This is a genomic window from Exiguobacterium sp. UBA5002 (genome assembly GCF_002396765.1).
In the GTDB taxonomy this organism is placed as follows: Bacteria; Bacillota; Bacilli; order Exiguobacteriales; family Exiguobacteriaceae; genus Exiguobacterium_A.
Genome location: NZ_DGYQ01000026.1, coordinates 240461 through 254440, shown reverse-complemented (window position 1 = coordinate 254440; position 13980 = coordinate 240461). Strand labels below are relative to the sequence as shown.

Here is a 13980-nt window from a genome sequence, read left to right as displayed (position 1 = left end):
ATGCATATCGTAGTGGTCGGCTTGAATAACAAAACAGCGCCTGTATCAATACGCGAACAAGTCTCATTTGGGGAGCATGAGATGAAGGGAGCGGTCGTCGCATTGCGCGATGAAAAAAGTATCTTTGAAAGTGTCATCGTCTCGACATGTAACCGGACGGAACTGTACGTCGTGACGGATCAGCCACATACAGGACGGTATTATACAAAACGTTTCCTTGCAAACTGGTTTGGTTTGACGATGGAAGAGCTCGAGCCCTATCTCTTCATCCATGAAGGATTCGATGCGATGAAACATCTGTTCCGCGTGACAAGTGGTCTTGATTCAATGATCGTCGGTGAAACGCAAATCCTTGGTCAGGTCAAGACAAGCTTCTTCATGGCACAGAAGCTTGAAACGACAGGAACGGTCTTTAACAAACTCTTCAAAGAAGCGGTCACGCTCGCCAAACGGGCTCACGCAGAAACTGGAATCGGTGAAAATGCCGTTTCTGTCAGTGCTGCTGCCGTCACGCTTGCCGAACAGTTACTCGGATCGCTTGAAGATAAATCGATTGTCGTCATCGGTGCGGGAGAAACTGGCGAATTGACGACGCTCAACTTATATGAAGCAGGAGCTCGTGACATCACGGTCTTTAACCGGACGCTCGCCAAAGCAGAAGAGGTCGCGAATCGGTTCGAAGGATCAGCGCATTCGATTAATGAAATGCAGTGCGGTTTGCTTCGGGCAGACATCGTCATCTCTTCAACAGGTGCAAAACGCGCCATCATCAAACGGGAAGACATCGCAGCAGCACAGCTGTTCCGTCACGATCGTCCATTCTTGTTGATTGACATCGCAGTACCGCGCGACATCGAACCGACCGTTGGTGACTTGCCAGGCGTTCATTTATATGATGTCGATGATCTGACATCGATCGTCCAGCAAAACATGGCGGAACGGATGAAGGAAGCGGCGAAAATCGAACAACGAATCGAAGCGGCAATCGCTGAGTTCGAAGGGTGGATGACGACACTTGGTGTCGTGCCGATCATCACGGAATTACGAGACCAAGCATTGCGGATTCAACAAGAAACGATGCAAAGCTTGGAACGGAAATTACCGGAGATGTCAAAACGTGAAAAAACCGTCATTGGTAAACACATGAAATCCATCATCAATCAATTGTTGCGTGAACCGCTATCTTACATTAAAGATGCGGCAGCGAAACCGGATGCCGATGAGCGGATTGCGCAGTTCATGGATACGTTCGCATTAAACGAAGACTTGTTCGATGGGCTCGAAGATGAAATCGTGACGTCAGAAGAGACGACACCTTCAGCAAAAGCTGTGAACCGGTGAACAAAGTACGATTTGTGTTACAATAGAAAATGCATGGGGCGGACTTGTGCCGCCCCTTTATCATTGTACAGGGGGATTTTAGCATGCGAAAAATCATTGTTGGATCGCGAAGCTCGAAGCTAGCGATGACACAGACGAAATGGGTCATTGACCAGTTGAAACAAGCCGGCGCGCCGTATGAGTTCGAAATCAAGAACATCATCACAAAAGGGGACCGCATTTTGGATGTGACGCTCTCTAAAGTCGGCGGTAAAGGATTATTCGTAAAAGAGATCGAACAGCAGATGATTGACGAAGAAATCGATTTTGCTGTTCACAGCATGAAGGATTTACCGTCTGAACTACCGGATGGTCTCATCATCGGTGCCACACCAGCGCGTGTCGATGCGCGTGATGCCTTGATCACGAAAACAGGAGAAGGTCTTGCTTCCTTGCCAGAAGGTGCGGTTGTCGGCACGAGCAGCTTACGTCGTGGATCACAATTGCTAAAACTCCGCCCTGATTTAAAAATCGAATCGATTCGCGGGAACATCGATACACGACTTGATAAATTAAAAAATGGTCCGTTTGACGGGATTCTGCTTGCAGCAGCTGGTTTAAAACGGATGGGTTGGTCTGAAGATGTCGTATCGGAATATCTTTCAACAGAAGACATGATTCCAGCTGTCGGTCAAGGAATCCTCGGTATCGAATGTCGCGAACATGATCAAGAAGTACGTGATCTCCTGCACCTGATCCATGATCAGATGACAGAAAAAGTGGCATACGCAGAGCGCGCTTTCTTAGCGGCGATCGAAGGTAGCTGTCACGTTCCGGTCGGTGGATTCGCGACGATTAACGAAGACATGTCAACGACACTTGTTGGATTCATCGGATCCGTCGATGGAGAGCAAATCCTAATCGAGCGCGAATCAGGTCTTGACCCGATGCAACTCGGTCAAGACGTTGCCGAACGTCTGCTTGCTTCGGGCGGTCGTGAGATTCTCGCGACACTTCCGGATGACTTGTAAGCAGGTACTCTTCACGGGCAGTCGACCACCGACGACCGAGCAGATGGCGCGACTGCGCGCCGTCGCGATCGAGTCAGTGCACTATCCTGTCATTGAAACGCGACCGGTTTCGTTTACGTTGCCAAGGGGAATTGATTGGCTCATCGTGACGAGTCCGAATGGTGTCCACCGGATTGCTGATGCATTGCCTGAATTAGCAGCAACGCGTATCGCGGTCGTCGGACGAAAGACGGCAGACGCACTTGCGAAGTACGGTCGAACAGCCGACTTCTGTCCGTCGACCTTTACAGGAGATGCACTCGTCGCAGAACTCGTACCACACTTATCTGACGGCGATCATATCGTTTTTGCGCGAGGGAACCGCTCGCGGCAAGCACCGGTCGATCAGTTACGAAAACTGAATCGATATACGATCGAGGATATCATCACCTATGAAACCGTCACCCGTCGACTACCTGAAGCTCTTATCAGAAATGCCACCTATATTGGACTGCAGAGTCCTTCCGCTGTCGAAGCGATTGCTCCGCTAGACCCGAAGACGACCTTCATCGTCATCGGGACGATCACGGAGCAAGCAGCAAAAGCAGCCGGACTTCAACCGATCCATGTCGCCCGTGAATTCACGGTGGACGGCATGATTGATCGTATCATTGAGGAGGAATCAGCATGAACACATTAGAATACGCACGTCACCGTCGTTTACGTCATACCGCATCACTCCGGTCACTCGTCCGCGAGAACCAGTTGCATAAATCAGATTTGATTTATCCGATCTTCGTTGCAGAAGGCGAAGACATTAAACGCGAAGTCAGTTCGATGCCAGGCGTCTTCAACTTATCACTCGACCATCTGACGGCTGAGATTGAAGAAGTCGTCGCACTTGGAATCGAATCTGTCATCTTATTCGGTGTCCCGCACGACCACTTAAAAGACGAGCAAGGATCAGGTGCGTTTCACGATCACGGGATCGTTCAAGAAGCGACACGTCTCGTCAAGAAGGTTGCCCCGCAGCTAACGGTCATCGCCGACACATGCTTATGTGAATATACGTCGACAGGTCACTGTGGAATCGTCGCCGACGGTACGGTCGATAATGATGCGTCATTACCGCTTCACGTCAAAACAGCCATCTCACAAGCTCGAGCAGGTGCCGACGTCATCGCTCCATCATCGATGATGGACGGATTCGTCGCAGCGATTCGTCAAGGATTAGACGAGAACGGCTTCAGCCATATTCCGGTCATGAGCTATGGTGTTAAATACGCGTCTGCTTATTACGGCCCATTCCGTGACGCGGCAAACTCGGCACCGGGAGAAGGCGACCGGAAAGGTTATCAAATGGATCCAGCAAACCGTCGCGAAGCGTTCCGCGAAGCAACAGCGGACGTCGATCAAGGAGCTGACTTCATGATCGTCAAACCTGCACTTGCGTTCATGGATATCATTCGTGATGTGCGCGAGCGAATCGATCTACCAATCGTTGCGTATAACGTATCGGGTGAGTATGCGATGGTCAAAGCCGCTGCCTTGAACGGCTGGATCGACGAAGAACGAATCGTCCTTGAGACGATGCTTGGCTTTAAACGAGCAGGCGCTGATTTAATTATCACCTATTTCGCAAAAGACATTTGTCGTTACCTGGAGGGGTCGAAATGAGCTTAATTAACCAGAACTCAAAATCAAAAGAAGCATTCGAGCGGGCACTCCCGCTCATGCCAGGTGGTGTCAACAGTCCGGTCCGTGCTTATAAATCGGTCGGGATGACACCGATTTTCGCAGATCATGCGAAAGGATCAAAGCTCTATGATATCGACGGAAAAGAGTATATCGATTATGTCCTGTCATGGGGACCAATGATTCTCGGTCATGCCGATCCAATCGTCACTTCAGCGATCCAAGAACAAGCGACACGTGGCTGGAGCTACGGGACACCAACGGAAATCGAATCAGCGATGGCGGAAGTCGTCATCAGTCGGGTGCCGTCGGTCGAAGTCGTCCGGATGGTCAACTCAGGGACTGAAGCAACGATGGCAGCGCTTCGTCTCGCACGTGGCTACACAGGTCGGACGAAAATCCTCAAGTTCGAAGGCTGTTACCATGGTCACGGTGACTCGCTCTTGATCAAAGCAGGTTCAGGTGTCGCGACACTCGGATTACCAGATTCACCAGGCGTTCCGGCGCAAATCGCGAGCATGACGCTGACAGTTCCGTACAACGATTTGGATGCTGTCCGGATCGCGTTTGAAAAACACGGCGACGATATCGCCGGTGTCATCGTCGAACCGGCTGCTGGGAACATGGGCTTCGTGCCACCAGAACCAGGCTTCCTCGAAGGCTTACGGGAAATCACGTCGGAAAACGGCGCTTTATTGATCTTTGACGAAGTCATGACCGGTTTCCGTGTCGGATTCCACTGTGCGCAAGGACACTTCGGTGTCACACCGGACATCACATGTCTCGGTAAAGTCATCGGCGGCGGCATGCCAGTCGGGGCTTACGGCGGACGTCGTGACATCATGGAACAGATCGCACCACAAGGTCCAATCTATCAAGCGGGTACATTATCCGGGAACCCACTCGCGATGGCAGCGGGTCTAGCGACATTGACACAATTGAAACCAGAGCACTATGAAGAGTTCGACCGGAAAGCGAGCCGTTTGTCGGAAGGTTACCTGAACGCTGCGGCGAAATACAACATTCCGCTGACGACGAACCGTGCAGGCGCGATGTTCGGTGTCTTCTTCACGAATGAACGCGTCACGAACTTCGAAAAAGCGAAAACATCGAACCTTGAGATGTTCCGTTCGTATTATCAAAAGATGGCGGCGCGAGGTGTCTTCTTACCACCATCACAATTCGAAGGTCTCTTCCTGTCGATCGCTCATACGGATGAAGACATCGAGCGGACGATCGAAGCCGTCGAATTGACGTTCAAGGAACTCCAAGTTGAATTTGGTCGTTAAGCAGTTCTTGACGATTGCTTGAACTCTCGGCTAAAATGAGTAAAGAAGAAAATGGCAACAGCGATGACGGGAAGAGTAGTCTTGTATTCGTACCGGTGTAGAGAACACATCCTTGGCTGAAAGATGTGACGGGCGAACAGGAGGAAGGTCACCCCACGAGCTGGTATCGTGAGTCTTACGAGCGATATCCGTCCTCCACACGTTACGTGGCTCGAGGGCATCCGATTTTGGATGAACTAAGGTGGTACCGCGGAAAAAAGCAACGGCTTTCTTTCGTCCTTAGCATAGGACGAGAGAAGCCGTTTTTATTATGGACAAAAAGGGAGCGATCAGGATGCAGGAATTATCAATGCCAACGAAGTATGATCCGCAGGCAACGGAAGAAAAATGGTACGACTTTTGGGTGAAAGGTGACTATTTCAAAGCCGATCAGGATCCAGAAAAAGAGCCGTACACGATCGTCATTCCACCACCGAACGTCACAGGTAAATTGCACCTTGGTCACGCGTGGGACACGACGTTACAAGACATGCTGACACGGATGAAGCGGATGCAAGGATTCGACGTCCTTTATCTACCAGGAATGGACCATGCCGGTATCGCGACGCAAGCAAAAGTCGAACAAAAACTGCGGGCAGAAGGGCAATCACGTCTTGAAATGGGTCGTGAGAAATTCCTCGAGCAATCTTGGGCATGGAAAGAAGAGTATGCGTCAACGATCCGTGCACAATGGGCAAAACTCGGTCTTGGACTCGATTACTCGCGTGAACGCTTCACGCTCGACGAAGGGTTGTCGGAAGCAGTTCAAGAAGTCTTCGTGAAACTTTACGAAAAAGGCTTGATCTATCGTGGCGAATACATCGTTAACTGGGACCCGGCGACGAAAACAGCGATCTCGGATATCGAAGTCATCTACAAGGATATCGAAGGTGCCTTCTATCACTTCAGCTATCCACTGACAGACGGTTCAGGTCACGTTGAACTCGCGACGACACGTCCTGAGACGATGCTCGGCGATACAGCGATTGCCGTGAACCCAAAGGATGAGCGCTACGCTCACCTCGTCGGAAAAACGATCACGTTACCAATCGTTGGTCGCGAGATTCCGATTGTTGCCGATGACTATGTCGATATGGAGTTTGGTACAGGTGTCGTTAAGATTACACCAGCACATGACCCGAACGACTTTGAAGTCGGTAACCGTCACGAATTACCACGTGTCCTCGTTATGAACGAAGACGGAACGATGAACGAGAACGCAGGGAAATACGAAGGCATGGATCGTTTCGAATGCCGGAAACAAATCATTGAAGATTTAAAAGCAGAAGGTGTTTTGATCAAAATCGAACCACACTTGCACTCTGTCGGTCACTCGGAGCGTTCAGACGCGATCGTTGAGCCGTATCTCTCACTCCAATGGTTCGTTAAAATGGAGCCACTCGCGCAAAAAGCACTCGAGGAGCAACAAGGACCAGACAAGGTCAACTTCGTTCCACAACGCTTTGAAAACACGTACGTACGCTGGATGGAAAATATCCGTGACTGGTGTGTCAGCCGTCAACTCTGGTGGGGACACCGGATACCGGCTTGGTACCATAAAGAAACAGGTGAAGTCTACGTTGGCAAGGAAGCACCAGCTGACATTGAGAACTGGGAGCAAGATAACGATGTCCTCGATACATGGTTCTCTTCAGCGCTCTGGCCGTTCTCAACGATGGGGTGGCCGAACACGGACGCTGCTGATTATCAAAAATACTTCCCGACATCGACACTCGTTACGGGTTATGACATCATCGCTTTCTGGGTCTCACGGATGATCTTCCAATCGTACGAATTTACAGGACAACGTCCATTCCAAGACGTCTTGATCCACGGATTGATCCGTGATTCGGAAGGACGCAAGATGTCAAAATCACTTGGGAACGGAATCGACCCGATGGATGTCATCGAGAAGTATGGTGCCGATTCTCTTCGTTGGTTCTTAACGACAGGATCAACACCAGGCAACGACCTCCGCTTCTACTGGGAAAAGATCGAAGCAACATGGAACTTCTCGAACAAACTGTGGAACGCAAGCCGCTTTGCCTTGATGAACATGGATGGTCTAACGTTTGATCAGATCGATTTGACAGGCGAGAAGTCACTCGCAGATAAATGGATTCTGACACGCCTACAGACGACGATTGACGACGTAACGCGTTTATCTGACAAATACGAGTTTGGTGAAGCGGGACGTATTCTTTATCACTTCATTTGGGAAGACTTCTGTAACTGGTACATCGAGATGGCGAAGTTACCGCTCAACGGGGAAGATGAAGCAGCGAAACAGACGACGCGTTCAGTTCTTGCGTACACGCTCGACCGAATCATGCGTCTGATGCACCCGTTCATGCCGTTCATCACGGAAGAGATCTGGCAACACTTACCGCATGAAGGCGAGACGATCACACGTGCTGCATGGCCAACACGCGAAGCGTCACTCGACTTCCCGGAAGCTGTTCCAGCATTCGAAGCGGTTCAGAACGTTATCCGTTCGGTTCGTAACATCCGTGCGGAAGTGAACGCACCGATGTCGAAACAGATCCAACTGTTCATCTCGACGAATGACGCACGCGTTCAAGACGACTTGTCGTCAAACAGCTCGTACTTGCAAAAGTTCACGAACGCATCTGAACTTCGAATCGAAGAACAGATGCCAGCACCAGAAAAAGCGATGAGTGCGATCGTAACGGGAGCAGAATTGTTCATCCCACTCGCGGACTTGATCAACATCGAGGAAGAAATCGCGCGCTTGAATAAAGAACTCGTCAAGTATACGAAAGAAGTTGAACGGGTCGAGAAAAAACTCAACAACCCTGGCTTCGTCGGCAAAGCACCAGCACATGTCATTGATGAAGAAAAAGCGAAGGCACTTGATTATACGGAAAAACGTCAAGCTGTCGAAGCACGCATCAACGAACTCTCACACTAATTACAGCAGTGGCTCAAGTTTCCTTGAGCCACTTTTTTTAAAGGAGCGAACAACATGAGGACGCGAGAAGATGTATTGGATTGGTTATCGAGCTTACTAGCATTCGGCGTCAAACCAGGTCTTGAACGGATGCAGGCGATGTTACTGGAATTACAGATTGACCCGGACGCGATTCCGACGATTCATGTCGCTGGCACGAACGGGAAAGGATCGACGGTTGCGTTCTTACGTGAGATGGGAATTGCGGAAGGATTACGCATCGGGACGTTCACGTCGCCGTATATCATTCAGTTCGAGGAACGGATCATGTTGAATGGGGTACCGATCGCAGAAGATGATCTCGTCGCTGCTGCGATCGCCGTTCAAGCTGCCATCCAGCATATCGATCCGGCACTCGGTACGGTCACTGAGTTCGAGGCATTAACGGGACTTGCTTTCTATTATTTTAATCAGATTCGTCCCGATTTCGTCATTTATGAAGTTGGACTCGGTGGTTTGTATGATTCGACGAACGTCTTCAAGAAGCCGGTCGCGGCGATCATCACGTCGATCGGGCACGATCATCAAGCGATTCTCGGAGATACGCTCCAAGAGATTGCTTTACAGAAGTTCGGGATCATCAAACAAGGGACACCGGTCATCGCGGGAAAACTGCAGGAAGAGCTGACGGTACCGTTAATGGCGTATTGCGGGGACCGAAATGCGACGTTGAAATGGAGTCAGGAAGCGATCATCCGTTACCGTCTGAAAGAGACAGGTACCTGGGCGACATATGATGGGATTCCGGAGACACGTCTTGGTCTAGAAGGTCACCATCAAGTCCATAATGCGGCGAATGCTGTCATCTGTGCGCGGCGACTCGGGTGGTCGAAAGCGGCAATCCGAAAAGGACTACGGGAAGCAAAACATCCGGGACGGTTTGAGATTATCTCACGCAAACCACGAATCATTCTCGATGGTGCCCATAACCCGGAAGGCATCACGGCACTTGTGGAACGGTTAAAAGCGGAATCAAAACCGGTAACGTTACTTTGTTCGATTTTGCGTGACAAAGACCGGACAGCGATGCTAACGCAGTTACGTAGCATTACACCGGATATTTACGAAACGACATTTGATTTCCCGCGAGCGCGGACGATGGATGAGTTGCAAAAGGAAGGCGCTAACGTAACGACGGTCGAAGCATTCTTTGGTCACTTAAGCGCAGATCGAACATATGTCGTGACGGGATCACTTTATTTCATCAGTGAAGTGCGTCAAATGTACACAAACTCTTTTACAAAATAGGGAAAATGCGATTTCGCTCGTTATAATGAAATTGGGGAAGTATAGTCCCGGATTTCAACGAAATGATGAGGAGACGATGAGCGATGAGACAGTGGGTCCGTTTGTTAGTAGCAAGCTTACTGATTTTTTCAAGCTTTACGTATATACATGAACCGCATTCAAAAGCGGCAACAGGGGAAAAGTTCAAGATTTTAGAGATTCGTGATGACTGGTCGACGACGAACCGGATTGATCCGGGAACGACAATCACTTCGTTGTCACTGTTAAAAGAGTTGAATACCAGTCAATACGAAATCAAGATGATGACGGTCAAAGAACTAAATGCGTCTCGTTTTCCACTTGATGGCGCATTTGATGCAATCGTTTTTGATCCATCTATTTTTACTGGAACAGACCGTTATTCGATTACAGTATCTGATACATCCAAAAAACATAATACGAGTAAAATTGAGAATGATATTACGCAGTTAAAAGCGAATGAGATTTTGACGAACTATATTCAAAAAGGATTACCCGTCTTTTTACACGCTGATGTGTTAACACATGCAACGAGTAATTTCACTTCGATTTTTAAGCCAAGCATGACGTCTGGTGCTGCGATTGCCTATACGGATTCAAAACAGGTCGTCTCCCGATTACAATCCGAAAAAATTGAACGACCTCGTTTAAGCAAAGTAGCGGTTTCGCAGGCTGGTCAATCGTTAACATCGGTGGATAAAGCAGCACCGGCTTCACCAGATAAACCAATTGATTTTAATTTTACGCTTGATCAAACTACGGCTAATACACGTGTCCATTTGTATATTGATTTCAATAGTAATGACCAGTTTGAGGAATCTGAAAAGGTCGATGAAAAACCAGCGACGGTTTCTGGCTCCTTGTCCTATCAATTTGATGCACCGAGTTATACAGGACCACGGAACTGGATGATTAAAATCGTAAGTGAAGACGGACTCACAGATTATAAGACAGGAAGCTTCTTGATGAAAGACCAAGTGGCAGAAGCGAAGATTCTACAAGTCACGCGTTCCGGAACGAACGGTTCAATCAACGGTTTTATGAACTCAGGAACTTTACTAAAACAAGATGGGTTATATGATTTCAATGTAGAAGTCATTTCTGCGGACACGTTTAACAAAACATACACGACGAAAAATCTCAATACAGCATACGACATGCTGATTTTTGGTTTTCAAGATTCTTATGGTGCTGCTGCACTCAGTGATCCTGCATCGAATGCCATCCTTGACTTTACGAATACGGGTCAAGGATTGATGTTGACGCACGACACGATCTTCAGACCAGCTCAATCTAGTAAACCAGAGCTGTTCTGGGAAACGAAATTTGCCGATCTCGCTGGTCAAAAGAACTTTACGAATATGGGATATTCAGCACCTCGCAAATCTGGTCAAGCAGTCAAACAAAATGCCGGGGTCATGACTTCCTATCCATTTGCCTTAGCTGATACGGTTGCTATCGCAACGACACACAATCAATACTTTGGTCTAGATCTTGAACAACCGGACTTGATTCCATGGTATAACATCCGTGAAAACAACCTCAGTAGTTCGAATCAGGCTGCCGGAAGAACAATTGGTGATGCGCGCAACCACTATTATATGTATACCAAAGGAAATGTTACGTATTCCGGAGCAGGACATACTTCGAGCTTTAATCAACAACAAGAAAAAGAATTGTTCTCGAACACGATGTATCGCGCATTCATCGGTGCAAACCATAAGCCGCTCATCAAGAACATCTTACCAACGGATAAATCAAGTTACCTCGAGAATGAACCGTTGACGATCTCGTATCAAATCAATGATTACGATCTGCAAGATCGTGAGCTAAAGACACGGATCTATCTTGATAATGAGAAAGTCTTTGAAAACAATAAGTTGAAGAATAACTCGTTCGTCAGTCAATCCTTCGAATCAAAATTAAAAGGTAAAACAAATGTTACGATTCGAATCGAAGCAGAGGATCAGCGGGGAGCTAAGGCAATCGAGACACGGACCGTTCAAGTTGTTCGACCTGCTGTTTCTGCTCCTTTCGTATTATCTCGTTCTATTGATCCGGCTACTATTCCTAATGGTGAGACGGCTGAAATTTCATATACCATTAAAACAACACCGATGAAGCAACAAGAAGCTATTGGGGAGAATGGCTATATCAAAGGGAAATTTTCTGTGACGATGGAAAATATACTGTTCAATGAAAAATTACCGAGTAATTTAGAAGTAGTTTCAACTAGTGGGTTAAAGGATGCTATTATTTCTGGACAGTCTATAAAAGGCTACGCACCAAATATTGAATACGATGAAGCACTTGACGGCATTTACCAAGGGCAGTGGGTAGCTAAACAATCAGAAATAACATTTAAAGTAAAAGTAAAAGCTAAAGAATCTGCGGGCATTTACACGCTCGATAAAAAAGATAATGTGCTAACATCAACTAAAAATGTCTATAAAAATGAAACAAATCGTTCAGATAAACTAACGACAGTAAATAATGATCCACAAGCATTTCCGACACTGGGCTACGCATTGACACCGGCATTTGCGACAAGTGCGAAGATTCCATCCGTCAAGATGGATATCACGACACCATCTTATAAAGTCTTGCCAGAAATTAATCCGACAGGTAGCCAATACGGAACGTTGAAATGGTCAATCGTCGATCCGACGATTGCCTCAATCGATGAAGCAGGAGTCATTAAACCGAAAAAAGTCGGTACGACACAAATCAAATTAGTCGTTCCTGTAGGTAATGGAAAAGAACTCACGACGACATCTAATCTTGTCATCAATGATGTATTTGGTGGACTGATTGTAAGAAACGTACCGGATACACTGTACGTTGGTGAAACGAAATCCATGACGGGACTCGCTTCGATGATTTCAGGAATCGAGACACCGATTCAATGGATCATCACGAATGATTCGCATGTCAAAACGAATGGTTTAACGAAAAACACATTAGATTTGACCGGGAAAACACCTGGAACGATCACAGTTAAAGCTGTCGTTCCGGCAGAAGCAGGAAGTTCAACATATCTTGCCCAGTCTACGACCTATACAATTCAAGTGAAGCTACCGGAACTTTCGGTCGCCCCAAGTAATCTTGAACTCTGGGTCGGATCAAAACAGGATGTGACGGCAACATTCAAACCGAATTACCCGTTACCATTTACGACGTCTACGTTGAGTAGTGCGATTGAACTGATACCGACAGCGAACGGTTATACGATCACAGGTAAGACCGGTACTCCAAATGGAGTTGTCGAAGCATTACTCACGTTGACGGATTTCCCAGATACGGTAGCAAAGACACTCGTTCGAGTCCGTGAGAACCCGACCAGCGTAACAGCTGATGATTTAATCATGACGATGAAGGATGAAAACAAACGACCACTCTTAGGATGGTTCCCGGAAACGACGACTGAACGATTTTACCGGATGGAAGTGACGCAAGGGAAAGAGTACGTCAAAATCGATCCGACGGGCCAAGCGTTGCAACCGTTACGTCCTGGTGTGGCTCGCATTAAAGTCACTGTGCTAAAAGAAAATAAAGATGTGTTGGAAGTCTTGAAAAATGATCAGAAAACACCTTTGAGTACAACATTCAAGGTGACGATTGGTTCAGATTCAGGATCAACCGACTTGGATGGAGATGTATATTAAAAAGTGGGGAAGTTGGATATGAAACGAAAACGCATCGTTGTCATCCTGTTGATCGTGATTTTGACTGGAGTCGGAGTTACAAGTTACGTCATCCAATCGAATCGAAAAACTGAACTAGAACAGGCGTTACGTTCAGAAAAGCCTACGGAATTAGCATCCGCGTTAAAGAGTTCAGACATGTCTACATCGGAAAAAAATCGTTATATTGGTCGTTTTCAAGAGACGCTTGCATTTGAAAAGGCTGAATTGCTATTAGATTCTAAGACATCTCAAAATCAAATGAATTGGTTTTATGCGGCTCAATTTGCTCCTCGGGATACAGTGGCTACTTGGCTTAAAAAGGGAGCAAAAGTTAATCAGTTAAATCAGAAAAAACAATCTGTCCTTCATGTGGCAACGAGTGTGAATCGTTCCAGTGATGCGTATGCTTTACTTGTTAAGCGCGCAACGTCTAAAGATTTAAATCGAATCGATGCGTACGGTCATACACCTTTATTTTATGCCACACTTGATCAAAATGAGACAGTCATCGAGTTACTTCTAGGGGCTGGTGCCGATCCAAACCTAGGAAAAGAACGTCCGATTTATGAGACAGTCAAGCAAAATCGAAAAGACTTATTTGAATTGTTAAAGCAGCACGAGGCAAAAGTGGAAACAAAACAAGTAAAGAAGATCGCAAAAATGTATCGCGCTACGACATTTTAAGCAATAACGAAGAGCCCCTC

General features: G+C 47.4%; 9 protein-coding genes and 1 other annotated feature. All 9 genes read left to right on the top strand.

What is annotated here, in order from left to right; all coding sequences use genetic code 11:
- The 9 genes from hemA to B4C70_RS08420 all read left to right on the top strand — a co-directional run bounded on the left by hemA (position 1) and on the right by B4C70_RS08420 (position 13960).
- Positions 1 to 1341 (top strand): glutamyl-tRNA reductase, encoded by a 1341-nt coding sequence (gene hemA / locus B4C70_RS08460; RefSeq protein ID WP_035406423.1) that lies wholly within the window; start codon positions 1 to 3, stop codon positions 1339 to 1341.
- 83 nt (positions 1342 to 1424) lie between these two features.
- A complete protein-coding gene (hemC, locus tag B4C70_RS08455) occupies positions 1425 to 2351 on the top strand; it encodes a hydroxymethylbilane synthase (RefSeq protein WP_290778403.1) in 927 nt (308 codons plus the stop codon).
- Positions 2341 to 3021, top strand: coding sequence for a uroporphyrinogen-III synthase (locus B4C70_RS08450; RefSeq protein WP_214852997.1), 681 nt, complete (start codon positions 2341 to 2343; stop codon positions 3019 to 3021). Before hemC ends, B4C70_RS08450 begins: the two co-directional genes overlap by 11 nt.
- Positions 3018 to 4007, top strand: coding sequence for a porphobilinogen synthase (gene hemB / locus B4C70_RS08445; RefSeq protein ID WP_023468970.1), 990 nt, complete (start codon positions 3018 to 3020; stop codon positions 4005 to 4007). The genes B4C70_RS08450 and hemB overlap by 4 nt, the downstream gene beginning before the upstream one ends.
- A complete protein-coding gene (hemL, locus tag B4C70_RS08440; protein ID WP_290755011.1) occupies positions 4004 to 5314 on the top strand; it encodes a glutamate-1-semialdehyde 2,1-aminomutase in 1311 nt (436 codons plus the stop codon). The genes hemB and hemL overlap by 4 nt, the downstream gene beginning before the upstream one ends.
- 54 nt (positions 5315 to 5368) lie before the next feature.
- Positions 5369 to 5598: a binding site (T-box leader), on the top strand.
- A gap of 50 nt (positions 5599 to 5648) precedes the next feature.
- Positions 5649 to 8285, top strand: a complete 2637-nt coding sequence (locus tag B4C70_RS08435; protein ID WP_414654452.1) for a valine--tRNA ligase — start codon at positions 5649 to 5651, stop codon at positions 8283 to 8285.
- Positions 8286 to 8339: 54 nt separating this feature from the next.
- Positions 8340 to 9572, top strand: a complete 1233-nt coding sequence (locus tag B4C70_RS08430) for a bifunctional folylpolyglutamate synthase/dihydrofolate synthase (protein ID WP_290778398.1) — start codon at positions 8340 to 8342, stop codon at positions 9570 to 9572.
- Between the two features lie 83 nt (positions 9573 to 9655).
- On the top strand, positions 9656 to 13255 hold the full coding sequence (locus B4C70_RS08425; protein ID WP_290778395.1) for a DUF5057 domain-containing protein: 3600 nt from the start codon (positions 9656 to 9658) through the stop codon (positions 13253 to 13255).
- 18 nt (positions 13256 to 13273) lie between these two features.
- Positions 13274 to 13960, top strand: coding sequence for an ankyrin repeat domain-containing protein (locus B4C70_RS08420; protein WP_053453972.1), 687 nt, complete (start codon positions 13274 to 13276; stop codon positions 13958 to 13960).
- The last annotated feature ends 20 nt before the right edge of the window (positions 13961 to 13980 follow it).

What these genes read in the sequence shown, in the direction of transcription:
- B4C70_RS08425 (WP_290778395.1), top strand. Translation starts at nt 9,656, where the DNA reads ATGAGACAGTGGGTCCGTTTGTTAGTAGCAAGCTTACTGATTTTTTCA.
- B4C70_RS08430 (WP_290778398.1), top strand. Translation starts at nt 8,340, where the DNA reads ATGAGGACGCGAGAAGATGTATTGGATTGGTTATCGAGCTTACTAGCA.
- hemB (WP_023468970.1), top strand. Translation starts at nt 3,018, where the DNA reads ATGAACACATTAGAATACGCACGTCACCGTCGTTTACGTCATACCGCA.
- B4C70_RS08450 (WP_214852997.1), top strand. Translation starts at nt 2,341, where the DNA reads ATGACTTGTAAGCAGGTACTCTTCACGGGCAGTCGACCACCGACGACC.
- B4C70_RS08435 (WP_414654452.1), top strand. Translation starts at nt 5,649, where the DNA reads ATGCAGGAATTATCAATGCCAACGAAGTATGATCCGCAGGCAACGGAA.
- hemC (WP_290778403.1), top strand. Translation starts at nt 1,425, where the DNA reads ATGCGAAAAATCATTGTTGGATCGCGAAGCTCGAAGCTAGCGATGACA.
- hemL (WP_290755011.1), top strand. Translation starts at nt 4,004, where the DNA reads ATGAGCTTAATTAACCAGAACTCAAAATCAAAAGAAGCATTCGAGCGG.
- hemA (WP_035406423.1), top strand. Translation starts at nt 1, where the DNA reads ATGCATATCGTAGTGGTCGGCTTGAATAACAAAACAGCGCCTGTATCA.
- B4C70_RS08420 (WP_053453972.1), top strand. Translation starts at nt 13,274, where the DNA reads ATGAAACGAAAACGCATCGTTGTCATCCTGTTGATCGTGATTTTGACT.